This window comes from Kitasatospora sp. NPDC092039 (genome assembly GCF_044756065.1).
In the GTDB taxonomy this organism is placed as follows: domain Bacteria; phylum Actinomycetota; class Actinomycetes; order Streptomycetales; family Streptomycetaceae; genus Kitasatospora.
Map to the genome: position 1 here is coordinate 119,385 of NZ_JBIVSD010000012.1, position 22,376 is coordinate 141,760.

25 protein-coding genes and 1 tRNA gene are annotated in these 22,376 nt (G+C 74.5%); 8 read left to right on the forward strand and 18 right to left on the reverse strand.

Translation table 11 applies throughout. The annotated features are described in order from the left end of the window. Nucleotides 1-76 precede the first annotated feature (76 nt). Complete coding sequence (locus ACIQI7_RS23535) at nucleotides 77-502, forward strand: BlaI/MecI/CopY family transcriptional regulator (RefSeq protein ID WP_387753122.1); 426 nt, start codon at nucleotides 77-79, stop codon at nucleotides 500-502. 3 nt (nucleotides 503-505) lie between these two features. Next, complete coding sequence (locus ACIQI7_RS23540) at nucleotides 506-1,462, forward strand: M48 family metalloprotease (RefSeq protein ID WP_387753125.1); 957 nt, start codon at nucleotides 506-508, stop codon at nucleotides 1,460-1,462. Nucleotides 1,463-1,511: 49 nt separating this feature from the next. On the opposite strand, the gene ACIQI7_RS23545 is transcribed toward ACIQI7_RS23540, so the two are convergent. Continuing rightward, complete coding sequence (locus tag ACIQI7_RS23545) at nucleotides 1,512-2,201, reverse strand: FMN-dependent NADH-azoreductase (protein ID WP_401113064.1); 690 nt, start codon at nucleotides 2,199-2,201, stop codon at nucleotides 1,512-1,514. 74 nt (nucleotides 2,202-2,275) lie between these two features. Here ACIQI7_RS23545 and ACIQI7_RS23550 point away from each other — a divergent pair, with 74 nt between their 5' ends. Beyond that, nucleotides 2,276-3,256, forward strand: coding sequence for a sigma-70 family RNA polymerase sigma factor (locus ACIQI7_RS23550; protein WP_401113065.1), 981 nt, complete (start codon nucleotides 2,276-2,278; stop codon nucleotides 3,254-3,256). Nucleotides 3,257-3,350: 94 nt separating this feature from the next. Here the strand turns inward: ACIQI7_RS23550 and ACIQI7_RS23555 are convergent, their stop codons facing one another. Further along, nucleotides 3,351-4,355: an NADP-dependent oxidoreductase gene (locus ACIQI7_RS23555; protein ID WP_401113067.1), complete on the reverse strand. Its 1,005-nt coding sequence runs from the start codon at nucleotides 4,353-4,355 to the stop codon at nucleotides 3,351-3,353. 139 nt (nucleotides 4,356-4,494) lie between these two features. Here ACIQI7_RS23555 and ACIQI7_RS23560 point away from each other — a divergent pair, with 139 nt between their 5' ends. After that, nucleotides 4,495-5,496 (forward strand): LysR family transcriptional regulator, encoded by a 1,002-nt coding sequence (locus ACIQI7_RS23560; protein WP_401113069.1) that lies wholly within the window; start codon nucleotides 4,495-4,497, stop codon nucleotides 5,494-5,496. Between the two features lie 10 nt (nucleotides 5,497-5,506). On the opposite strand, the gene mug is transcribed toward ACIQI7_RS23560, so the two are convergent. From mug to ACIQI7_RS23580, 4 genes are all read right to left on the reverse strand, one after another. Beyond that, the gene (gene mug, locus ACIQI7_RS23565) at nucleotides 5,507-6,139 is read right to left on the reverse strand and encodes a G/U mismatch-specific DNA glycosylase (protein WP_401113250.1); all 633 of its coding nucleotides are present in this window, start codon (nucleotides 6,137-6,139) and stop codon (nucleotides 5,507-5,509) included. A gap of 14 nt (nucleotides 6,140-6,153) precedes the next feature. Beyond that, nucleotides 6,154-7,269 carry a phosphatase PAP2 family protein gene (locus ACIQI7_RS23570; protein ID WP_401113071.1) on the reverse strand — a complete coding sequence of 372 codons (1,116 nt, stop codon included), beginning with the start codon at nucleotides 7,267-7,269 and terminating at the stop codon, nucleotides 6,154-6,156. A gap of 109 nt (nucleotides 7,270-7,378) precedes the next feature. Continuing rightward, a complete protein-coding gene (locus tag ACIQI7_RS23575) occupies nucleotides 7,379-8,458 on the reverse strand; it encodes an aminopeptidase P family protein (protein WP_401113252.1) in 1,080 nt (359 codons plus the stop codon). A gap of 822 nt (nucleotides 8,459-9,280) precedes the next feature. Then, nucleotides 9,281-10,675: an MFS transporter gene (locus ACIQI7_RS23580; RefSeq protein ID WP_401113072.1), complete on the reverse strand. Its 1,395-nt coding sequence runs from the start codon at nucleotides 10,673-10,675 to the stop codon at nucleotides 9,281-9,283. 157 nt (nucleotides 10,676-10,832) lie between these two features. On the opposite strand from ACIQI7_RS23580, the gene ACIQI7_RS23585 reads away from it, so the two are divergent. Both ACIQI7_RS23585 and ACIQI7_RS23590 read left to right on the forward strand, forming a co-directional pair. Beyond that, nucleotides 10,833-11,489: an ArsR/SmtB family transcription factor gene (locus tag ACIQI7_RS23585; protein ID WP_401113074.1), complete on the forward strand. Its 657-nt coding sequence runs from the start codon at nucleotides 10,833-10,835 to the stop codon at nucleotides 11,487-11,489. Nucleotides 11,490-11,531: 42 nt separating this feature from the next. Then, on the forward strand, nucleotides 11,532-12,026 hold the full coding sequence (locus tag ACIQI7_RS23590) for a hypothetical protein (protein WP_401113076.1): 495 nt from the start codon (nucleotides 11,532-11,534) through the stop codon (nucleotides 12,024-12,026). Nucleotides 12,027-12,111: 85 nt separating this feature from the next. Here ACIQI7_RS23590 and ACIQI7_RS23595 read toward each other — a convergent pair whose 3' ends face one another. Then, entirely contained in the window at nucleotides 12,112-12,711 is a 600-nt protein-coding gene (locus ACIQI7_RS23595) for a DUF2867 domain-containing protein (RefSeq protein WP_401113078.1), read from the reverse strand. A 124-nt stretch (nucleotides 12,712-12,835) separates the two neighbouring features. Between ACIQI7_RS23595 and ACIQI7_RS23600 the strand changes: the two genes are divergently transcribed. Further along, nucleotides 12,836-13,396: a TetR/AcrR family transcriptional regulator gene (locus tag ACIQI7_RS23600; RefSeq protein ID WP_387753153.1), complete on the forward strand. Its 561-nt coding sequence runs from the start codon at nucleotides 12,836-12,838 to the stop codon at nucleotides 13,394-13,396. 136 nt (nucleotides 13,397-13,532) lie between these two features. Here the strand turns inward: ACIQI7_RS23600 and ACIQI7_RS23605 are convergent, their stop codons facing one another. After that, complete coding sequence (locus ACIQI7_RS23605) at nucleotides 13,533-14,021, reverse strand: YajQ family cyclic di-GMP-binding protein (RefSeq protein ID WP_049652087.1); 489 nt, start codon at nucleotides 14,019-14,021, stop codon at nucleotides 13,533-13,535. A gap of 216 nt (nucleotides 14,022-14,237) precedes the next feature. Here ACIQI7_RS23605 and ACIQI7_RS23610 point away from each other — a divergent pair. Continuing rightward, nucleotides 14,238-14,318 (forward strand) — tRNA-Tyr (locus ACIQI7_RS23610). Nucleotides 14,319-14,469: 151 nt separating this feature from the next. Here ACIQI7_RS23610 and ACIQI7_RS23615 read toward each other — a convergent pair. The 10 genes from ACIQI7_RS23615 to ACIQI7_RS23660 all read right to left on the reverse strand — a co-directional run bounded on the left by ACIQI7_RS23615 (nucleotide 14,470) and on the right by ACIQI7_RS23660 (nucleotide 22,334). Beyond that, nucleotides 14,470-15,864, reverse strand: a complete 1,395-nt coding sequence (locus tag ACIQI7_RS23615) for a tyrosine-type recombinase/integrase (RefSeq protein ID WP_401113081.1) — start codon at nucleotides 15,862-15,864, stop codon at nucleotides 14,470-14,472. After that, nucleotides 15,864-16,049 carry an AlpA family transcriptional regulator gene (locus tag ACIQI7_RS23620; protein WP_280675284.1) on the reverse strand — a complete coding sequence of 62 codons (186 nt, stop codon included), beginning with the start codon at nucleotides 16,047-16,049 and terminating at the stop codon, nucleotides 15,864-15,866. Before ACIQI7_RS23620 ends, ACIQI7_RS23615 begins: the two co-directional genes overlap by 1 nt. 257 nt (nucleotides 16,050-16,306) lie before the next feature. Continuing rightward, a complete protein-coding gene (locus tag ACIQI7_RS23625) occupies nucleotides 16,307-18,286 on the reverse strand; it encodes a DUF3987 domain-containing protein (protein WP_401113082.1) in 1,980 nt (659 codons plus the stop codon). Nucleotides 18,287-18,306: 20 nt separating this feature from the next. Beyond that, nucleotides 18,307-18,897, reverse strand: coding sequence for a hypothetical protein (locus ACIQI7_RS23630; RefSeq protein ID WP_401113084.1), 591 nt, complete (start codon nucleotides 18,895-18,897; stop codon nucleotides 18,307-18,309). Nucleotides 18,898-19,027: 130 nt separating this feature from the next. After that, nucleotides 19,028-19,390, reverse strand: a complete 363-nt coding sequence (locus ACIQI7_RS23635; protein ID WP_401113086.1) for a hypothetical protein — start codon at nucleotides 19,388-19,390, stop codon at nucleotides 19,028-19,030. A 264-nt stretch (nucleotides 19,391-19,654) separates the two neighbouring features. Beyond that, nucleotides 19,655-20,362, reverse strand: a complete 708-nt coding sequence (locus ACIQI7_RS23640) for a hypothetical protein (RefSeq protein ID WP_401113088.1) — start codon at nucleotides 20,360-20,362, stop codon at nucleotides 19,655-19,657. Then, the gene (locus tag ACIQI7_RS23645; protein ID WP_401113089.1) at nucleotides 20,362-20,796 is read right to left on the reverse strand and encodes a hypothetical protein; all 435 of its coding nucleotides are present in this window, start codon (nucleotides 20,794-20,796) and stop codon (nucleotides 20,362-20,364) included. Before ACIQI7_RS23645 ends, ACIQI7_RS23640 begins: the two co-directional genes overlap by 1 nt. Nucleotides 20,797-20,813: 17 nt before the next feature. Then, nucleotides 20,814-21,620, reverse strand: a complete 807-nt coding sequence (locus ACIQI7_RS23650; protein WP_401113090.1) for a hypothetical protein — start codon at nucleotides 21,618-21,620, stop codon at nucleotides 20,814-20,816. A gap of 139 nt (nucleotides 21,621-21,759) precedes the next feature. Further along, nucleotides 21,760-21,930 carry a hypothetical protein gene (locus ACIQI7_RS23655; protein ID WP_401113091.1) on the reverse strand — a complete coding sequence of 57 codons (171 nt, stop codon included), beginning with the start codon at nucleotides 21,928-21,930 and terminating at the stop codon, nucleotides 21,760-21,762. A gap of 17 nt (nucleotides 21,931-21,947) precedes the next feature. Next, complete coding sequence (locus tag ACIQI7_RS23660) at nucleotides 21,948-22,334, reverse strand: ATPase (RefSeq protein WP_401113092.1); 387 nt, start codon at nucleotides 22,332-22,334, stop codon at nucleotides 21,948-21,950. Nucleotides 22,335-22,376: the final 42 nt, after the last annotated feature.

The window sequence follows — 22,376 nt, forward strand, 5'->3', positions numbered from 1 at the left end:
CCGGTCGGCCCCTCGCTCGTTAGGATGATCCCGCGCCCGACGGTCCGGGCGCGGCATCCGGAGGGAGTGGGCCGCCATGGCAGACGAGAGGAACGCCCCGGCGGCCGGGGACGCGCCGGCCCGCCGACGCGGCCAGGGCGAGCTGGAGGCCCAGGTGCTCGCGGTGCTCCAGCAGGCGCCCGGCCCGGCCGCCGCGGGATGGGTCCAGGAACGCCTGGAGGGCGACCTGGCGTACACCACGGTGATGACCATCCTGTCCCGGCTGCACGCCAAGAACGCCGTGACCCGGACCCGCTCCGGCCGTTCCTACCTGTGGCAGGCCTCCTCGGACGCCGCCGGACTGGCCGCGCTGCGGATGCGCCGGATGCTCGACGGCGAGGCGGACCGGGACGCCGTCCTGGCCAGCTTCGTCACCGCGCTGCTGCCGCACGACGAGGAACTGCTCCGGACGCTGCTGGACGCCGCGTCCGCCGATCCGGCGGCGACCGACCGTGAGAGCTGAGCCGTGGGCGTCTTCGTCTTCCTCCCGCTCGTCCTGCCGCTCACCGCGGTCCCGATCGCGCGGCTGACCGAGCAGCACCTGCATCCGCGCGGGGCGGCCCGGCTGATGACCGTGATCAGCGCGGTGCTGGCGCTGTGCAGCGTGCTCTGCCTCGGGCTGATCGGTGTGGTGGGCACCGCGCAGATCCCGGGCAACCCGCTGCCGGACAGCTGGTCCGACCCGGAGGTGCGGGCCGCGCTGCCGTACCACGAGACGGTCGGCACCGTGGTGATGTGGCTGCTGGCCCTGGTGGGATTCGCCTGCGCCCGGACGGTCGTCCGGCACCTGCGGGTGCGGACCCGGGCCCGCCGGGCGCTGAGCGGGCTGCCCGCCGGGCCGGGGGAGTCCGGCGACCTCGCGGTGCTGCCGGACCGCAGCCCGTACGCCTACGCCCTGCCCGGCTCGCCCGGCCGGGTGGTGGTCTCCACCGGGATGCTGGCCGGGCTGGCCGCCGACGAGCGCGAGGCGCTGCTCGCCCACGAGCGGGCGCACCTGCGCCACCGGCACCACCGGTACCTGCTGGCCACCCAGCTCGCCGCCTGCGTCAACCCGTTCCTGCGGCCGCTGCAGCACGCGGTGGCGTACAGCGCGGAGCGGTGGGCGGACGAGGACTCGGCGCAGGCCGTCGGGGACCGCCGGATCACCGCGCGGGCGGTGGCCCGGGCGGCGCTGGTGTCGCACGCCGCCCCGGTCCCCGGCTTCGCGGCCTTCGCCTCCCCGGCCGCGGCGGCCGGACCGGTGCCGCGCCGGGTCGCCGCCCTGCTCGGCCCGGTGCCGACCTCCCGCAACTGGCCGCCGGCCAAGACCCCGGCGGGTCTGGCGGCGATGGTCGCGGCGATCGGTACGGCGGCGTCGGCGCTGTGCGCGCTCAACGCCGCCGTGGCCCTGCTGGTGGTGCTCAAGGCCGTCACCCCGCTGTAGGGCCTGTCGCCCCGTGGGCGGGGCGGGCTCAGAGCGGTGGGCGGCGGGCTCAGAGCGTCGCGGCCAGGTCGTCGAGGGCGGCCCCGGCCGCCGCCAGCGACTCGACGGCGAGCGGCTGGAGGGCGTTCAGCGCCGGGACGTCCGCGGCCCTGGTGAGTTCCGCGGTGACCACGTGCAGGTGCTCCGCCGCGACCCCGATCCGGTCGAAGTACGCCCGCAGGTACGGGACCTGGAAGTCGCAGTGGGCGCGCGGCGTGCCCGGCGCGTAGCTGCCGCCGCGGACCGCGACGACCACCACGCGGGTGTCGCGCAGCAGCGGCTCGCCGCTCTCCGGGTCGTGGTGGACACCGGGGAGGGTGACCCGGTCGATCCACGCCTTGAGGCCGGTCGAGACGGTGTAGTTGTACATCGGGCTGCCGATCAGCAGGACGTCGGCGGCCCGCAGTTCCTCGATCAGCGGGCGGCTGAGCGCCCACTCGCGCTGCTCCTCCGGCCCCTCGGCGAGGCGGCCGATGTCGTCCAGCGGGAGTGTCCCCTTGCGCTCGGTGCGGCGGCCGAGGGCGTCGAAAGGGGCGCCCACCGCGGGCACCGGGTCGGCGGCGAGGTCGCGGTGCCGGTGCCGGGCGGCGGCGCCGTGCCGGGCGCGCCAGGCGTCGGCGAAGCGGGCGGTCAGGGCGCGGCTGACCGAGCCGGACGGGCTGATGCTGGAGTCCAGGTGGAGCAGCGTGGCGGAGGTCATGGGGGTCTCCTGGTCACCTCGGAGGGGGACGGATCGTCATGGCGGTGACGTGCGCCGCCGAGGAAAGGTGACCGATGGACCGCGACACGATGCCGGGAACGGTGGCCGGAGCACCGGCGGCCGGAACGCCGACGGCCGGAACGCCGACGGCCGGAGCACCGACGGCCCCGGGTCGGGACACCGGGGCGACAGGCGAGCGGTTCGAGGCCGAGCGCGGCCGGCTGCGGGCGATCGCCCAGCGGATGCTCGGTTCGACCGGCGAGGCCGAGGATGCCGTGCAGGAGGCCTGGCTGCGGCTGGTCCGCACCGATCCGGCGGAGATCGGCAACCTGCCCGGCTGGCTGACCACGGTGGTCTCCCGGATCTGCCTGGACCTGCTGCGGGCCCGCGCGGCGCGTCGTGAGGAGCCGACCGACGATGCGCTGCCGGACCCTGCGGGCGGCGGCCCGGAGCCGGAGCGGGAGGCGCTGCTGATCGAGTCGGTGGGCCGGGCGCTCCTCGTGGTGCTGGACCGGCTGGGCCCGGCCGAGCGGGTCGCCTTCGTGCTGCACGACGGCTTCGCGGTGCCCTTCGAGCAGATCGCGCCGATCGTCGGGCGGACCCCGGTGGCCGCCAAGAAGCTGGCCAGCCGGGCCCGGCAGCGGGTCCGCGGGACGGCCGTGCTGCCCGCGGAGCCGCTGGCCGGGCACCGGCGGGTGGTGGAGGCGTTCCTGGCCGCCGCCCGGGGCGGGGACCTGGCCGACCTGCTGGCCGTGCTGGCCCCGGACGTGGTGCGCCGGGCCGATCCGGCGGCGCTGGGGCCCGGCCTCTCGCCGGTGGCCCGGGGCGCGCGGGCCGTCGCCCGGGAGACCACGGTCTTCGGCCGCCGGGCCCGCTACGGCGCGGTGGCCCTGGTGGACGGGCTTCCCGGCATCCTGATCGCCCCGGACGGGCGGCTGCGGCTGGTGCTGAGGATGGCGGTCGCGGACGGCCGGGTGGCCGGGTACGAGGTGGTGGCCGACCCGGCCCGGCTCGCCGCGCTCGACCTGGCCGTCCTGCCCGTCCAGCCTTGGTGAGCACGGCGAGCCGGGCGGCGGGCGCGCGGAGTGGGGCGCGCGGGCTGTGTGGGGCGTGCGGTCGGGCGGGCGCGCGCGGCGGGACCGGGGCCGGTCAGTCGGCGATCCGGACCAGCATCTTGCCGGTGTTGGCGCCGCGCAGCATGCCGAGGAAGGCGTCCACCACCCGGTCGAAGCCGTCCACGACGGTCTCGTCCGGGACGACGGCGCCCGAGCGCAGGTGCGGGACCAGGAAGTCGTACAGCTCCGGCCGGGCGTCGAGGTGGTTGCGGACCAGGAAGCCCTCCAGCCGCAGGCTCTTGCCGACCACGTCGTACAGGTTGCGCGGCGCGGCCGGCGGGTCTCCGAGCCGGTCGTACTGGGCGACCGCGCCGCACCACGCGATCCGGCCGTGCTCGCGCAGGGCGCCGATCGCCGCCTCCAGGTGGTCGCCGCCGACGTTGTCCAGGTAGGCGTGCAGCCCCTCGGGGGCGGCCTCGCGCAGCCGGTCCGCGATCGGGCCGTCGTGGTAGTCGAAGGCGGCGTCGAAGCCGAGCCGCTCGGTGAGGCGGGCGGCCTTGGCGGGGGAGCCGGTGCTGCCGACGATCCGTCCGGCGCCGAGCAGGCGGGCGAGCTGCCCGGCGGCGGTGCCGACGCCGCCGGCGGCCGCCGAGACGAAGAGCGTCTCGCCGGGCTGGAGCCGGGCGATCCTGGTCAGGGCGACCCAGGCGGACAGGCCGGTGCCGCCGAGCACCGACAGGTGGGCGCTGAGCGGGACGCCGGCGAAGTCGGGCAGCAGGCTCGCTCCTTCGGCGGCGACCACCGAGTGGGTGCGCCAGGCCCGGCGGTGCTGGACCAGCGCGCCGACCGGCAGGGCGTCGGCCCGGGACTCCACCACCCGGCCGAGGGTGCGGCCCTCCAGCGGGGCGTGCAGCGCCCAGCCGCCCTCGTCCATCTCCTCGCGCATGTACGGGTCGACGGACTGGTAGAGGTTCTCGACCAGGACCTCGCCCGCCGCGAGGGCCGGGACTGTCTCCTCGACGAAGGCGAAGTTCGCGGCGGTCGGCGCGCCGTCGGGGCGGGAGACCAGGTGGACGGCGCTGGCGGTGGGACGGGACATCGGGTGCTGCTCCAGGTGGGCGGTGGCCGGCGGGACGTGATCACCGTAGGAAGCGCGGGAGCGGCCGGGCAAGGGCGGCGGTCGATGGAACGGCGGCATCCATGAGCGGGGTCGATGGATCGCGGGTTAGATTCGGCGCATGATCGCTCCCGCCCAGCGCCCCGCCCCGCGTCCCGGCCCGGATCCCGCCGCGCTTCCCGGCCCGGAGTCCGGCCGGCACCTCGCCCCGCACGAGCTGCGGATCCTGGTCGCGGTCGAGGAGGAGCAGAGCTTCACGGCGGCCGCCGCACGCCTGAGTACCACCCAGTCCGCCGTCTCGCACGCCGTGCGCGCCTGCGAGCGGAAGCTCGGCTCGGTGCTCTTCGACCGCGGGCGCCACGGCGCACGCCCCACCGAGGGCGGCGCGCGGGCGGTGGCGTACGCCCGTCGGATCCTGCGGCTGCTGGACGCGATGGGCCCCGAGGTGCGCGGCGCGGGGGCCGCGGCCGGGCCGCTGACCGGCACGCTGCGGATCGCCGCCTTCCGCAGCGCCGCCGCCCAGTTGCTGCCGCCCGTCCTGGCCCGGCTCGCCGAGCGCCACCCCGGACTCGGTACCCGGGTCCGGATCGTCCGGGAGATCGGCCGCGGCACCGCCGGGGAGGTCGCCGACGGGCGCGCCGACCTCGGGCTGGCGACGCTCGACGCGGGCGGTCCGCCGCCGGTCCCGGGCCTGGTCGCGGTGCCGCTGTACGACGAGTCGTACGCGCTGGCGCACCCGCAGGGCCACCCGGCGCCGCGCGAACTCCCGCTGGTCGACTGGGACGAGAACTGCGGCTCGTACACCCGGGACTGGTGGCAGCGGCAGGACTGGATCCCGCCCGCGACCGTGGACGTGGAGGACGACACGGTGGCGCTCTCGCTGGTCGCCCAGGGCCTCGGCATGGCGATCATGCCCCGGACGGCGCTGCTCGGCGCCCCGGCCGGCCTCGCCGTCACCGACCTCGGGCCGCAGCCGCCCAGCCGTTCCGTCGGGTACGTCACCACGCCCGAGCTGGCCGGGACGGCTGCCGTCCGGGCGCTGATCCGCGAACTGCGCGAACTCCCGCTCCCGGCCGGGCTGTCGGCGGCCCGGCCTTCGACCGGTCAGGCTCCGGAGGCCTGACCGCGACGGTTCAGTCCCCGGCCGGCCGGTCCCCGGCCGTCCCGTCCTCGACGGCTCGGTCCTCGTCGGTGCGGCCGTCGACGGATCGGTCCTCGACGGTGCGGCCGTCGACGGCCTCCCGGAGCCTGCGGAACTCCTCGGCCAGCCCGTCCAGGGTGTAGTGGGCGTTGAGGCCGCTGGGGTTCGGCAGCACCCACACCTCGGTGTCGCCGATGCGCTCCGGCTGCCGGCCGAGGGCGGCCCGGCGCTGCCCGAAGGCCGTCCGGTAGGCGCCGATCCCGAGCACCGCCAGGACGCGCGGACGCAGCCGCAGCACCCGTTCGCGCAGCGCGGCGCCGCCCTCGCGCAGCTCCTCGGCGGTCAGCTCGTCCGCCTTGGCGGTGGTGCGCGGGGCGACGTTGGTGATGCCCAGGCCGAGCGCGAGCAACTCCCGCTGCTCGTCCGGGCGGTACTGGCGCTCGGTGAAGCCGGAGCGGTACAGGGCGGGCCAGAAGCGGTTGCCCGGGCGGGCGAAGTGGTGCCCGGTGGCCCCGGACCACAGGCCCGGGTTGATGCCGCAGAACAGCACCCGCAGCCCGGGGCCGGAGACGTCCGGGATGGTGGTGTCCTTGGCGGCCAGCAGTTGCTCGGCGGTGGGCTTCATCGGTGCGCTCGGATTCACCCGGCCAAGTCTGCCGTGCCCTTCGCGGTGTCCTTCACCGCGCCCTTGGCCGTGCTCTCCGCCGGGGCCGTCGAAGCCGCCGGAGCCGTCGAAGCCGTCGCAGCCGAAGCCGTCACGCCCGGAGCCGCCGAAGCCGAAGCCGCGGCCGCCGCCCGGCGGTTGCGCAGCCGGCGCAGGCCGAACACCACCGCGGCCGCGTAGGCCCAGCCGACGAAGACGTCGATGATGAAGTGCTCCGCGCCGTAGACCAGGGTGAAGGTCATCGCGAGCGGGTAGGCGACCAGCACCGCCCGCAGCCGGCGCCCGGCGGTGGGCCAGAAGAAGAACAGCAGCATCGCCGGGTAGGCGGAGTGCAGCGAGGGCATCGCGGCGACGTCGTTGGCGAACTGACTGCCGTTCTCCAGCAGGGAGTCGGCCTGCGGCAGCCCGCTCACCGAGATCACCTCCCAGACCACCCGGGACAGGTGCGGCAGGTTGCCCTCCTGGGAGACCAGCCACGGCGGATCGGCCGGGTAGAGGATGTAGGTGGCGAAGCCCGCGAAGGTGAGCGTGAGGTAGGCGGCGAGCAGCTGCCGGAACCGGTGGTGGGCACGCCGCCAGAGCACCGCGAGCAGCAGGTAGACGACGAAGAAGTGCGAGAGGTAGACGGCCACCGCGGCGTAGTCGTACCAGTGCGGCGAGCCGGAGTCGTAGAGGGCGTGCTGGAGCCGGACGGTCCAGGTCTCGCCGAAGCCGAGCACCTCGTCGAAGCGCAGCTGCGGCAGCCAGTGCGGGGCCCACGGGGTGTGCGCGCCGTAGCCGCGCAGCAGCGAGTACGTCCACACCACGGCCATCACCGGCACCCAGTCGCGCAGGACCAGGAGGAAGCCGCGGGGGCCGTGTCCGCTGTGCACGGCGGCGGTCAGCAGGGCGGCGATCAGCCAGAGGAACAGCACGTCGTTGGCCGCGGGGATGCCCTCGGTCCGGAGGAACCAGAGGAAGCACGTCAGGTAGAGCGGCCAGGCCAGCCAGCGGAGTCTCGACCAGCCCGTCACGCGTGGGCGGGGCGGAGGCACCGGGCGCGGCTGCCCGGCCCGCACGTCGTGCGGGGCCGGGGGGAGGGTCTTGGTCATGCGCACCGAAATTAGCAACCCAAACTTGGAGGACTCTGGGTGAAATATGACCGGATCGTAAGAACATCCGATTCGGTCGGCACCCGGTTGGACGGTCGGTCAGGGACGGTCAGGCCACGATGCCCAACTCGTGCGGGGTGTTGTTGAAGCGGCGGCCACCGGCCTCGGTGACGGTGACGATGTCCTCGATCCGGACACCGAACCGGCCGGGCAGGTAGATCCCGGGCTCGATCGAGAAGCACATGCCCGGCACCAGCGGCCGCTCCTCGCCCTCGACCAGGTACGGAGGTTCGTGCGTGGTGGTGCCGATGCCATGGCCGGTGCGGTGGACGAAGTACTCGCCGTACCCGCCCTCGGTGATCACCCGGCGGGCGATCCGGTCGATCTCCTGGCACGCGATCCCGGGGCGGACCGCCGCGAAGGCGGTCTGCTGGGCCAGCCGGACCAGGCCGTGCACCTTCCGCACCTCGTCCGGGACGTCCGGGCCGACGTGCACCGTACGGGTGGTGTCGGAGCCGTACCCGTCCTTCAGACCGCCGAAGTCCAGCACCACGGTGTCACCCGTACGGATGACCCGGTCACCGGCCTCATGGTGCGGATCGGCGCCGTTCGGGCCGGAGCCGACCACGGTGAAGTCGACCTGGCTGTGCCCGTACTGGATGAGCAGCGCGCCGAGGTCGGCGGCCACGTCGGACTCCCGGCGGCCGGCGAAGCGGGCCTCCAGGATGCGCCGGTAGGCGGCGTCCGCCGCGCCGCCGGCCGCGGCCAGGCGGTCCAGCTCCTCGGTGTCCTTGACGGCGCGCAGCATCGGCAGGCTGTCGGTGAACGACGTGAAGGTGGCGCCGGGCAGTGCGGCCTGGAAGCCGAGCAGGTGCAGCGCCCAGGTGTTGTCGGAGACGCCGTACCGTCCGGCCGGGTCGAGCAGTGGGCCGACGGTGGCGTACGGGTCAGCGCCGTCGGACCAGTCGAGCAGCCGGACGGCCGGGGCGCCGACCGCCTTCTCGGCGTCCGGACGCTCCAACCTGGGGACCACCAGGGCGGGTTCGCGCCCGGCGGTGAGGACGAGGGCGGTCAACCGCTCGGTGGTCGCGGTGGGCGAGTAGCCGCACAGGTAGACCAGGTCGGGGCCGGGGGCGACGACCAGGCCGGCCAGCCCGGCGGCGGTCGCCTCGGCGGTGGCGCGGGCCATCCGGGCGGCATGGTCCTCGACGGTGAAGGGGCGGGGCACGGCGGGTCCTCCTCTGGGCCGGACGGGCTCGGCTGAGCCTTCGTCAGGGCAACTCCATCACTTCGCGGACGAGTTGGCGAAGCCCTCGGGGAGGCGCCGGCGCGGTCCGGGCGACGGGCCGGCCGCTCCCCGTCGGGCCGGCGCCGGTCCGGCGGGCCCGTCGGCGCCGGGGCGGGGCGGGGGAGGGCGTGGACCGGGCAGAGGAGGCGTCCGGAGGCCGTGATGGCCGCGACGGCCGGGGCGAGGCGCAGGCCGGCCGACGCGGCCGTGAGCAGCAGGGCGAGCGCCGGCCAGGATGGGCGGGGGGCGGCGGCCGTCCGGCCGGGCCGTCGGGGTTCGCCGCCTCGGGTGTCGGGGATGCCGGGGGCACCGGGGCGGGGGCGTGCGGTTCGGCCGGGCGGGGGCGCGTCCGTGGAATTCATCCGGTCCTCCTCCTCCGGTGCGGCGCCGCCGCGACCCGCCCGGTGGCTCGGGCCGGGCCTGCGTGGGGCGCCGGACACGACTGCACGGGGCGGTGGGCCGGACGGATCGCACGCGTGGTGCGGGGTCTCCGGTGCGACGGGGCCGCGGCCGCTCCGGGAAGGCCCCCGGGGCGGACGGTACGCGGTCAGTTCACCCGTCTGCCGGGCCCGCCGCATGCGGCGGGCGGCCGTGCGGGTGACCGGCGGCCTGGCCCGGGTGCTGCTCCCCGGCCGGACGACGGGCTGCCCCGGTGACGGTCCTGCCCGGGCGAGAGTCCTGCCCGGGCACCGGTCACGCCCGGGCACCGGTCACCCCCGGGAATCAGTCCTGCGGGGTGCCCGATCCGTCGGCGGGCCAGGCGGCGCGGCGCAGCGTGCGGCTCGCGGTCGCGACCAGCAGGGCGGCGGCGAGCAGGGCGCTGATCGCGACCAGTACGGCGGCGGGGGAGGAGCGGTCCAGCAGCAGACCGGTGAGGAAGGTCCCGGCGGGCATGCCGGCGGTGAGCAGCGTCATGGTCGCGGCGATCACCCGGCCGCGCAGCGCGTCCGGTACCTGGCGGAAGACCAGCAGGTCGAGCATCACCCGCATGGCCGGCACGCCCGCGCCGAACACGAACAGCGCGGCGAAGACGGTCGGCGTCCCGCCCGGCAGCAGCGGCGCCAGCGGGACCAGGACGGTGATCCAGCCCATCGTCAGCAGCAGCACGCCGGGGCCGGCCAGCCGGTGCAGCCGGGCGACCAGAGTGGCGCCGGCCAGCGCCCCGACCGCCTCGCCGGCCAGGGCCAGGCCGATTCCGGCGCTGCCGGTGCCGTGCTCGCGCAGCAGCACCATGACGGGCAGCAGCAGCGCGGCCCCGGTCAGGTTGATCACCAGCAGGACGGCCAGGGCGGCCCGCAGCAGTGGGGAGGCGGCGAGGACGCGGAAGCCGTCCAGGGCGCCGCCCCCGGCACGCCGGCCGGGCGCCCCGGACTCGTGCGGGCTGGGGAAGCGCACCGCGAGGGCGGCGGCCAGCGCGAGCAGCGAGGCGAGCGCGGCCCCGAGGAAGGGGACTGCCCGGCCGAGCCCGAACAGGAACCCGGCCAGCGGCGGTCCGGCCAGCGCGGCCCCGCTCATCCGGGCCTCGTCCTGGGCCAGCGCCTGGGACAGCTGCTCCGGCGGGACCACCGAGCGCAGTGCGAGCAGCCGGACCGGGCCGCTGTAGGCGACGGTCGCGCCGATCACGGCGGCGACCAGCAGCAGGTGGGCCAGGTGCGGCGGGCCGAACGCCAGGGCCGCCGGGACGCTGGCGAGGGCGAGCAGCCGGGCACCGTCGGCGGCGATCAGCACCCGGCGGCGGTCCACCCGGTCGGCGACCAGGCCGCCGTGGACGCCCAGCAGCAGGGTGGTGGCCATCTGTACGGCGCCGAAGGCCCCGGCGGCGGTGGAGGAGCCGGTGAGCGCGAGGACCAGCAGGGGGAAGGCGGTGTCGCCGATCACCATGCCGAGGGTCGCGGAGGCCTGGCCGGCCCAGAGGGCCTGGAACCGCAGGTTGCGCCGCAGCGGTACGGGCGGCGGCGGCTCGGACGGCGGGGGCTCGGACGGTATCGGGTTGAACGGCGTCGGTGCGGACGGCGTCGGTTCGGACGGCGTCGGTTCGGACGGGGAGAGTGCGGCCGCCGCCGGTGCGTCGTCCGGTCGGAGTCGCGTCGGTGCCGTCGTCGTCGGCTGGTCCGTCATGCCCTGCCTCCATCGTTCGCGATCGGCGCAGTCATTCACGCTTATGTGAATGATGTCCCAGACGTAATTGATTGCGCAAGGGTGATCGATGGCTCGATGGTGAGCGCTCACCGGGGTGTGATTGCGGACGGAGCGGCCGATCTGGAAGGGTGGCCCCGTGGTCGAGCACGCACCGGAAGCCGCCGACAGCGGCGAGCAGCAGCCCGTTACCTGGGTGAAGGAACGCCAGGTGTCCGACGTCGCGGTGCTCAAGGCACTGGCCGACCCGCTGCGCCTGGCCATCCTCGGCGCCCTGCAGTCCTCCGAGGACCGCCCGCTGACGGCCAAGGAGCTCGCCGCCGCGCTGGACGAGCCGCAGACCAAGCTCTACCGGCACATCAAGCAGCTGGAGAAGGCCGGGCTGGTCCTGGTGGCCGGCACCCGGCTGGTCTCCGGCATCGTGGAGAGCCGCTACCGGGCCGCCCAGGGGGCGATCCGGCTGGCCCCGGGGATGTTCACCGCCGGATCCCCGACCCGCTCCGAGGCGTACGACGCCGTCCTGGCCGCGATGGACCGGGTGCGGTCCGACTTCCGCGCCAGGATCGCCGAGGGCCGGCTGGACTTCGGTCGGACGCCGGGGGACTCGGGCCCGCCGTCCGGGCTGTTCGCGGACTTCGCGCTGCGGCTCAGCCCCGACCGGCTGGACCGGTTGCGTTCCCAACTGGCCGAAATATTCGACGAACTGAACGAGGAAGGCCCGAGTTCGGCCGAGGATGCGCTGGACGTGACCGTCTTCACCCTGCTCTACGGTCTCCGACCGGGCACGGAATCATAAATTCCGGGCCGACTGTCGGTGCGGTGGGACACCATGGCCGCCATGTCCTATGAACTCCAGGCGCTGATAGGAACTCGGGAGCTGCTGACGCTGGCTGCGGCGGAGGTTCCGGCGGCCCGGGTGGTGCCCCTGGCGCAGGGGCTGGCGCTGATTCCGGTCACCTCCGCCGTCCTCGCCGCGCTCCAGGGAGACGGCGGGGTGCGCGGGTCCGGCGGCGGGGCCGGGTTCGGGTGGCACTCGGACGGCTTCGAACTCCGGCTGGCCGCCTGGTCGAAGGCCGGCCCGATCGCCTGCGTCGAGGCGGACTACTTCGGCGGCAGCGGCACCCAGCGGGCTGCCGTCTGGGCGGACGGCGGGATCGCCCTCGGCCCGCTCACCATCGGCGAGTTCGAGCCCTCCCCGGCCGAGGGCACCCCGATCTCCCGCGCACTGCGGCGGATCGGCGCGCGCATCGAGGAGGGCCGGGTGGACGAGTTCGAGTCGGTCGGCCTGGGCCGGCACCGCAGCACCGGTGGCTGGGCGGAGCCGACCGGCTGACCCCGCCGCCCAGGGTCCGCACCTGGGCCGCGCCTGCGCTCGTACTCGTACCCCGCCCGCGCCCTTGCCCGTACCCCGCCCGCGCTCAGCGCGAGCCGGGGGTGTCGGCGCGCCAGCGCTGACCGATGGAGCGGAGGAGGGCGGGGTAGACGCCGAGGTGGCGGAATGGCTTGATGGCGGCCATGTAGAGCCGGCCGAAGGGGCCGTTGGGCTTGACCAGGACGGCCATCTGGGCGTGGTAGGTGCCGCTGCCGGGGGAGGTCTCGACCCAGCCGAGGTGGAGGACGCCGTGGACGGTGCGGTTGGCCATCTCGGCGGTCCACTCGTCGTGGAGCCGGTAGACGGAGCGGAACGGCGCCGAACGGGTGTCGGGGCCGCGCGGGGCGTCGCGGAGGTCGGCGGGGAGGCGGTCGCGGAGGGTGGGGACGCGGGCGCCGAGGCCGGTGTCGGGCTTGTCCCAGCCGAGCAGGCCGCCGAGCTTCCAGCGGATCGCGAAGAGGAGGCGGACGACGGGGGAGTCGGACATCGGGGCACCGGCACCGTCGGCGAACTGGTCGACCAGCCGGTCGAGGTCGTCGGGGCCGCCGGGGGTCGGCAGGGCCCAGACGTCCTCCAGGTGGAAGTCGGGGGCGATCTCGTGGATCCGCCACGGGCGGGAGGTGTGGGCCGTGCCGGGGAGTCTCATCTGCGTGCCCTGTCTGTACGGTGCCGTATAGGAGCAGGCTAGACCCGTGTGTACGGTGGCGTATACGCAAGGGCGAGAGCGTGAGGAGCGACACAGTGGAACGAGACGCGGCGAGGGGCCCGGCATGGGCGTGACGCGGACGCCGCGCGCCCGGTGGATCGAGGAGGGCCTGCGGGCGCTCGCGGCCGGCGGCCCGGACGCGGTGCGGGTGGAGCCGCTGGCGCAGGCGCTCGGCGTCACCAAGGGCGGCTTCTACGGGTACTTCCGCAACCGCGGCGCGCTGCTCGACGAGATGCTCGACACCTGGGAGCGGGAGGTCACCGAGGGCGTGATCGCCCAGGTCGAGGACGAGGGCGGCGACGCCCGCACCCGGCTCGGGCGGCTCTTCGCGATCGCCGCCACCAGCGGCGACGGGCCGGTGACCGGCACCACCGTCGACCTGGCGATCCGCGACTGGGCGCGGCGCGACGAGGCGGTCGCCGAGCGCCTGCGCCGGGTGGACAACCGCCGGATGGCGTACCTGCGTTCGCTCTACTCGTCGTTCTGCCCCGACCCGGACGACGTCGAGGTCCGCAGCCTGGTCAGCTTCTCGCTCCGGATCGGCCACCACCTCGTCGCCGTCGACCACGAGGGCCGCAGCCGCGCCGAGGTGATGGAACTGACCCGCGACTGGCTCCTGCGCTGAGCCCGCCGCGGCCCGCACCCCGCGGCCGAACGCGACGGGCGCGACGGGGGCGTGCCGCCGAAGACGTCTTCGGCACCGCGCCCCCGCCGCGCCCGGTGGCCGCTCGCAGCCCGCGTCCCCGCGGCCGGGGCCGGTCCTAGCGGTAGTTCACGTACTGGATCGCGAAGTCCAGGTCCTTGCCCTTGAGCAGGGCCTGTACGGCCTGGAGGTCGTCGCGGCTCTTCGAGCTGACGCGCAGCTCGTCGCCCTGGACCTGCGCCTTGACGCCCTTCGGGCCCTCGTCACGGATGATCTTCGCGACCTTCTTCGCGTCCTCCGTGGTGATGCCCTCCTTGACGTTGGCGAAGATCTTGTACTCCTTGCCGGACAGCTGGGGCTCGTTGGCGTCCAGGGCCTTCAGCGACAGGCCGCGCTTGACGAACTTGGTCTGGAGGATGTCCAGGACGGCGCGCACGCGCTCCTCGCCGTTCGCCTTCATCTCGATCTTCTCGCCGGAGCGGCTGATCTCGGCGCCCACGTTCTTGAAGTCGAAGCGCGTCGCGATCTCGCGGGAGGTCTGGTTGATCGCGTTGTCGACCTCCTGCCACTCGACCTTCGAGACGATGTCGAAACTGGAGTCGGCCATGGGTGTTGGTCTCCTTGATGCTCTGGCTTCACTGGCGCGGCCCGCCCACCGGGCGTCCGCGGTCCCAGCCTATCCAGCGCCACACCGGCCCCGCCCGTAGCGGTCGCCCGAGGTTTCCTGATCGTCGCGTGATCTATCGAGTGGCGGAGCACCCCCCGGCATCGGGTATGGTTTACCACGTCGAACGGGGTGAACGCCCCGGGAAACGAAGATCCTGGCTGGTTGCCCGAGCGGCCAAAGGGAGCAGACTGTAAATCTGTCGCGCAAGCTACGCAGGTTCGAACCCTGCACCAGCCACAGGATAGAGAAGGGCCCGTGACCTGCGGAAACGCAGGCTACGGGCCCTTCTTCGTTGAGCTGGCCGACGGGTGGCACGGTGCCCCGTTTGAGTGGCTTGTCTCACTTTGCGCCACCTGAATCCCGGTGCTGACCAGCGCATACGGACCAGTTACGGACCAGGATCCGGGGCGGGCGGGGGCGCCGGACGGTTCCGGTTGAGCCGCTTCGAGATCAGCTCGTTCGCGTACTCGACGGTGCCGTGCAGGCACTTCGCGTAGACCCGGAGCATGACGGCGACGCTGTGCCCCGCCCGCCGGGCGACCTCCGTCGGGTCGACCCCGGAGTTCAGCCCGAGCGAGATCCCGGCGTGCCGCAGGTCGTACGGGCGCTTGCCGAGCTTCGTCGCGCAGTCGGCCGGCGACAGCACCTCGGCCCGGGCCCGCTGCCAGACGACCCCGTACCCGCTCTCCTGCACCATCCCGCCCCGGGACGTCCGAAACAGCCGCCCGTCCGGCGCGGCGCCGAAGGCGGCGACGTGCTCCCGCAGGATCGCCACCAGCTCGGGCGGGATCGGAACGCGACGGGTCGCCTTCTCGGCCCGGTGCTTCAGCCCGCGCTTGTCGTGCGAGGTCCCGTCGTCCGTCCAGGACGACCCGACCCGCGGCCGGGTCTCGTCCAGGACCACGTAGCCCCACCCCTCGGCCGGGAGGTGGCAGCGCGCGAGCGTGAGGAAGACGGCCTCGGCCGGCCGCAGCCAGCCGTAGTAGAGGCAGGCGAAGAAGGCCCGGAGATGGGCCCCGCGCTTCCCCTGGCGTCCCGCCGCCTCGATGAGCGCGGCGGCCTGGTCCTCGTTGACCACCACGCCCGGGTCGACCTCCTCCTCGGACTCCGGCGGCTGCCACTGGACGGTCGGGAGGGGGTTGGCCGCCAGGTAGCCCTCCTCCACGGCGTAGCCGAAGAGGTGGCCGAGGATGCGGCGCTTGCGCAGGATGACCGACGGCGCGGCCTTCTTGCCGTCGAGCTTCACCGCGAGGGCGTTGAGCAGGCGGCGCACCATCGGCGGCTCCTCGAAGGCGGAGACCGGCACCGACTGCCTCTGCACCCAGGCCAGGGCCTTGGCCCAGTCCGCCGGCGGCTCCTCCTCCCACGCGTTCACGTTGAACGCCCAGCTGTAGAGCGCCCGGCGGACGATCCGCTTGTCCGGCATGCCGGCCTTCGACTTCACCAGCTCGAACGTGACCGTGGCGAGGGCGTCGGCCCAGGTCGTACGGGTCTTGGCTGGTGCCCCCTCCCAGCGGGCCCCGACGTACCGCCGGCCGAGCTCGTACCAGGTGATCTGCTTCTCCTTGCGGAGCTCGGAGAGCGGCAGGCCACGGTCGACGTCGAAGGGCTGTCCGTCGCGGAGGGCGGAGATCAGCTCGGACTTCCGGCCGTCGGCCGCGGTCTTGGTCAGGAAGGACTCGGAGAACTCCCGCCCCGCGACGGTCCAGCGGACCATCCAGGGGGCCCGCCGGTCCGGGCGGTGCCGGTGGTCCCAGAACTTGACCTTGTAGGAGGTGGCCATCAGGCGGCCACCTCGCAGGCGGCGAGCCACGCGTCCAGGTCGGCCCGGTCGACCCGGACCTGGCCGTTCGGGAGCTTGATGAGGCGCGGCGCCTGGCCCCGGGCGCGCATCCGGTAGAAGGCGGCACGCGACATGCCGAGTTCGGCGAGCACGACGGGGAGCTTGAGCAGTTCGCGCTTGGGCACGGCGAAGTCTCCTGCTGTGGGTGCGGAAGGTGGTTGCGGTGCGTGACGGCCCCTGCGTATGGACGGGGGTCGGGGCCGGAAAGTGTCAGGGATGTCAGGGAAAATCGCTGACCTGCGGGTTTGGCTCCTGGCGTGGCGTCAGGGCTTGTCAGGGATGTCAGGGAAATTCGGTTTTCCCCTGACATCCCTGACGTTCCCTGACAGGTGGTCAGGGCGCGTTTTGGCTGGTCAGGGATTTTCCCTGACATCCCTGACGGTTACGGGGCCTCGGTCCCGTCCGTGAGGCGGCCGACGGCCGGGTGGACACGGTAGGTGACGGCCGGGGCGCGACCGCGCTGGCCGTTGGTGGGCACCTGGTCGGTGCGGAGCCAGCCGTGCTGTTCGAGGAGGGCGAGCGCGGGCTCGACGTCGGTGACCTTCTTGAACCGCCGGGACGACGCGACGGCGTCGTGGGCCTTGATGTGGGTGCGGTGGGTGCCGTCCTTCTTCGGGCGCTGGAGCCACTGGAGGAGGGCGTGGGCGTCCTCGGTGGCGGGGTCGGCCGCGATGAGGTCGAAGACGGCGAGGGTGTGGGCGGTGTAGTACTCGGCGATCTCGGCGGCGCGGTCGACGGTGGCGGCCTCGACGGGCGCGCGCCAGTCGCCGCCGACGTGGTCGGCGAGGTGGAGGAGGACCGCGATGCGGGCGATGTGGCCGACGAGCTTGCCGGCCCAGTCCTTGATGTGGGCGAGCGGCTCGTCCGGGCGGAGCTGGACCTCGAACTTCTCCTGGAGCTTCTCGACGGCGAGGTCGGCGGCCTCGGTCATCGTGACGATGACCGGCTCGTCCAAGGCGGTGAGGGTGCGCAGGAGCGCGGACAGGCGGATGTCGTAGGTGGTGGCGACCGGCTCCGGGACGGGGGTGGTGCGGATCTTGCGGTAGCCGAGGTTGGAGGGCGGGAGGGAGTACAGGAAGCGGGCGAGCAGGCCGCGGTCACGGGCGCCGGGGGCGGCGCCGAGCTCCTGGAGGACGGCGGGTTGCGGGGTGACGCCGATGGTGAGCGCGGGCTTGTCGACGGTGGGCTGCTCGCGGGTGATCCGGTCGGCCTGGAGCCGTTCGCCCTTGTGGGCCTGGAGGAAGACGCCGAGGTTGGGCTTGCTGCTGTAGCGGCCGACGATGCTGTCGAAGAGGTCGCCCTCGGGGGAGAGCGCGGCCAGGCAGCGGTGGACGCCGAGCTGGTGGGTGACGGTCTCGGGGGTGATGTCCCCGGACAGGGTCAGCCGCGGGCTCGGCGGCACGACGATCTCGTCGGCGAGCATCCGGGCGCCGGAGATCTCGGCGACCAGGTGGGCGCGGTCGAGGTCGGGGTTCTTGCGGGCCTTGGCCATCAGCGCCTCGACCTCGGCCAGCGCGGTCTCCTTGGCGGTCTCGGCCTCGATGATCCGGGGCCGGGCCTCGGCCCGCAGCTCGTCCTCGACCCGGTAGACCGGGCCGGTCATGAACGCGAACACGTCGGACTTGCGGCTGGCCGGCGGCATCGCGCACACCAGGTAGAGGTTCGACTGCTCGCGCCAGCCGGGCCGGATCTCCACGCCAACCCGTCCGCCGGCGGCCGTCGAGAGGGCGGCCAGGGACATGGTGGCGGCCATGTCGGGCGGGGTCTGGGTGAACTCCGCCACCGCCTCCACGTACGCACCCACCCATCCGGGCAGGGCGCGGACGGGGAAGGTGGGCAGGGCGCCGTGGGAGCCGAGCGGGACGGGGTCGAGCCAGGTCTCGCCGGAGGCGAGGTCCGCCAGGGCGGCGAGCGCGGCGGTGCGGACGTCGTCGAGGTCGGCCTGGTCGTCGCCGGCCATGTGGGCCAGGCGGCTGGTGGCGGTGTTGATACGCCGCCGCTCGGCGGCCACACGCACGATCTCGGCGTAGTACTCGCCGTTCGCGGCGGTCGGGGTCGCCTGGATGCAGGCGTGCAGGTAGCCGGCCCCGCCGACGCGGACCAGGTCACCCTGGCCGCGCAGGACTTCGGCCAGCAGCATCGGGTCGACCGGCCGCTCGCCGCCGGCCATGCGGACGATGGCCCGCCAGATCGTCTCGTGCGCGAGGTGGTAGAACGCGCTCGGGTCGCCCAACTGGGCGGCGAGCGCGGGGATCTGGGCGGGGTCGAGCAGGGCAGCGCCGATGACGGCCTGCTCGGCGGCCTTCACCTCGGCGGGCTCGGGCCGGAACGGGATCACGTTCGGCGCGTACTCGCTGGTCAACGAGCTGATGGCCGGGCCGCTCACCGGACACCGCCGAGCAGGCCGGCGACGAGCGGGGCCAGGTTCCGGTTGGCGTGCTCGGCGAGCGCCGCGACCACCGCCTTGGCCTCGCCGGTGAGCGCGCGGCCGGGCCGGACCGCCGTGGGGGTGACGAGGATGCTCTCCGGGACCGGGAGGAGCACGGTGGCGGTCACCAGGACGGCGGGGCGGTCGGTGCGCTCCGGGCCGACCAGCACGGGCCACACCTCACCGGGGCGGGACCACGGGGCGCACTCCCAGTCCAACCGGCGGCCGGCGAGGCGGTGCGCGAGCGCGCTGTGCCGCAGGCCGACCTTCGCACAGAACTGGGCGCCGCCCTCGTGGCCGACGTACACCTCGACCCGGTCGAGGTCCGGGCGCACGACCGCGTACCCCGGCGCCATGACCGGGCTGGTGGCGGTGCGCCACGCGGCGACGGCGAACTCGGTCGGGCGGAGCGGCTCGCCGCCCTCGTGGAACTGGTCGGCGTGGTGGGCGATGTAGGCGCCGTAGCGGGAGTGGCCGTCGCTGGCGCTCTCCCGGTCGGCGGTGTCGTCGACGATGACGAGCGTGGAGCGGTCGAACTGGGGCATGCTGGTCCCGTCTCTGTGAAGGGGACGCACGGCCCCGCACCAACCGGCGATCTGCCAAGAACTGACCGGTTGGTGCGGGGCTCCGTGCTGGGTGGGTGGGGGTTGGGCACCGGGCGGTGCCCCGAGACCGTCAGTCCTCGGCGTGACCGGTGCGGTGAACGCCGGCCAGGAGGTCGGTCAGCGGCCGGGTGGTGCCGTCGGCGTGGCGCCAGATCTCGCCGTCGGGCGTGGACGGGGTGCCGGAGTACCAGGTCCAGCCCTCCAGGACGGGCAGGGCGAGGCGCTGGGCGTGGTCGAGGTGGGTGCCGAGGTGGGCGATGGCGGGCTCCAGGACGCCCGGGGCCGGCGGCCAGGGGTGCAGGTACCAGGCCATGCGGCCGATCCGGCCCTTGTCGTCGGCGCCGCCGGGGTGCTTGAGGAGCAGGTAGCTGGCGCCGTCGTGCGTGACCTCGTACGTCGTGGGTCCGAGGCGCTTGAAGGTGATTTCGGGCAAGTGGCCCCTCCGAGGCGATCGGTGGGATCGGGCTGTCCGTCCCCCGCACCGCCCGCACCCCGCCGGGAGGCGAGGGGCAGGCGGAACGGCGGTCGACACAGGCCGGTCAGACCTCGTCTTCCCCTTCTGCCGGTGGCGGTCGGAGCGGGGTAGGGCGGTAGGTAGGGGGCCGGTAGGGCGGTAGGTAGGCGGGCGCTGACCTGCGGTTCCTACCGCCCTACCGCCTCCCGGGAGGGGGTGCCGGGAGGGGGTGGGGGAGCGGGGTCAGGCGGCCTTCCGGAGGACCGCCGGGACGGCGCCGGGGGCGGTCTCGGGGAGGGCGTCGAGGGCCACCGCGAGGCGGTTGCGCGGGCGGCCGTTGAAGGTGAGCTTCTTGCCCTCGATCAGGGCCACCCCCAGGCTCTCCAGGTGGGCCCTCAGGTCGGCGACCGCCCAGCCCTCGAAGAAGCCCCGCGCCTGGCCCTCCTCCAGGACGTGCGAGAGGTGGGCGGCGGTGCCCTGGTCGGACATCTCGGCGACGTACCGGACGAGGGCGTAGAGGTCGGCGTCGGCGGGGGTGTCCTGGGGCTCGTCGGCCTGGACGCCGGCATCGTCCTGCTCGGAGGGGGAGGCGGTCTCCGCCGAATCCCCGTCCTTACGGGCGGCGGCGTTCTCGGCGGGCTTCTTCCCGGCCGCCTTGTCGTGGGCCGCTTCGTCGGCCTGGGCGAGTTCGGCGGCGGCCTTGGTATTGCCGACCGCGACCGCCGCGACGACCCACAGGACGAGGAGGACGGTGATGGTGGTCGGCGCGTACCGGGCGACGGGCCGGGCGAGGACGGGGGAGAGGAAGGCCGCCAGGGCGAGCGCTCCCCCGATCTGCTGCCGGGTGACCTTCAGCTTCGCGGTGTGGGGCCGGATGGCCCGGATGATCAGGCGGTTGCCGCGGCCGAGCGCGGTGAGGGAGGCGCCCTCCAGGTAGTGGTGCGGCTTCATCAGGCGCCCACCAGGCCCTTGAGGGTGGAGGTGGCGATGGTGATGGGCAGGGCCCAGATGCCGCCGGCGGCGGTGTAGATGCTGGGCAGGGTGGCGCCGAGCACCGAGTCCTTCATCGGGACGGGCTTGGTGCCGAACAGGACGATGGTCAGCAGGGCGGCGACGGCACCGGCGCCGACGTTGCCGAACGCCGCGTTCTGGCTGGCGAAGGTGTGGGTGAGCGCGTCGCCGACCTTGCCGGGGGCGCTGAAGGCCTGTCCGGCCCCGGCGGCGAACATGCCGAAGACCATCATCCAGTAGGCGGTGTGCTCGTCCTTGTGCTTCTTGGCGAGCTTGCCCTGCTTCTCGGCCTTGCGGCTGCCGAGGATGATCCACACGGCGATGACGAGGCAGATGCCGCCGGAGCCGAAGGCGCCGAACTCGGAGGTGTCCATGGTCGATCTCCTGACGGTCAGTGGTGGATGGTGGAGAAGAGGGTGATCAGGGGAGCGAGGCCGAGGGTGCCGACGAGGGCGGAGGCGAACGGCACCCGGACGAGGATCAGGACGGCGATGCCGACGGGGCCGCGGACCTCGGAGACCCGGACGTGGCCCCACCCGCGCATCCGCAGGTCGAGGAGCCAGCCGAGGCCGGCGCCGATGGTGGCGACGGTCAGGGGCACGTGGGCGGCCAGGTGGACGAGGCCCATCTGGTAGCCCGCGATGCCGGAGGCGGCGGTGAGGATGCACCAGCGGCGGAAGCGGCGGGCGCGCTCGGAGTGGGGCTGACGCCACAGCCTGGAGGCCCGGCGCTCGCTGGTGACCTGCTGGGCGTGGAGGTGGGCCTGCTCGGTGCGGAGCCGGTCTTCGCGCTCCTCGGGGGTCTCCTCCGCCTCGACCTCCCGGAGGGCGGCCTCGCGCCGGAGGCGGGCCTGCTCGGCGTGCTCTTCGGGGGTCATGCTGATCATGTCGCGGAGGTTCCGGAAGGCGGTCCGCGGCTCTTCCGCGTGGTCCTCGCCACGGCGGACCTGCTCGTCGGCGGCGGCCTCGGCGGGGTCGGCCTGCTCCAGGTCGTCGTCCCCGACGGCCTGGCCCTCGACGGCGCCGGCGGAGTCGGTCGTGCGGAGGTCGACGTAGACGGGCTCGGCGGTGAACTGCCGCGGCGCGGAGCCGGTGGCGACGCGCGGCGGGTTCCAGGGCCCGCCCTTGCGCCACCACTCGACCACGGGCTCGGACATGCCGATGGTGGGCGGCTCGTTCGGGGGCGGGGGGATGGTCACCGGCGCCACCCCTTGCGGGCCAGGACGCTGACGCCCCACACGGCCAGCGCCGCGTCGGCCAGCCAGAGCAGGTAGATCACGATCACGGGTCTCTCCTCAGGCAGGTGGGGCCCGGCCGAAGCCGGGCCCGGACGGCAGGTCAGGAGGAGCGCCACCAGGAGCGGGTGGCCGGGGTGCGGTGCCAGGCGGTGGTGCTCTGGCTGGTGCGGTGGGCGTCGATCTGGCGCTGGCCCTCGCTGTCGGCGCGGCGGACGTCGGCGGCCCGGCGCTGCTGGCCGCTCTGGAGCTGGCTGCGGCGGAAGATCTGCATCGGGGTCGCGCGCTCCTTCAGCGGTCGACGACGGGCTTGTCGAGGTCGCGGTGGGTGAGGCGGACGGTGGTGCCGGTCTTGGCGAGGCGCCGGGCGAGGGCCATGGCGACGGTGGCGGCGCGGTGCCGACCGCCCGCGCAGCCGACCGCGATGGTCAGCGGGGCCTCGGCCGGGCCGGCGTCGAAGGCGTCGACCAGCAGCGCGGTGCTCACGATCAGCTCGTGAACGCCCGGGGTGGCCAGGACGGCCTGGCGGACGGGCAGGTCCTGGGCGGTCTGCTGGCGCAGGGCCGGGTCGACGTGCGGGTCGCGGAAGTGGCGGCGCAGGTCGAGGGTCAGGGTCGCGTCGGGCGGGTCGGCGTGGAGGTAGCCGAACGAGACGACGTCGATGGTGGTCAGGGCCATGACAGTACCCTCCGTGTGCGGCGTGGTGGGGTGGAGCGGGGG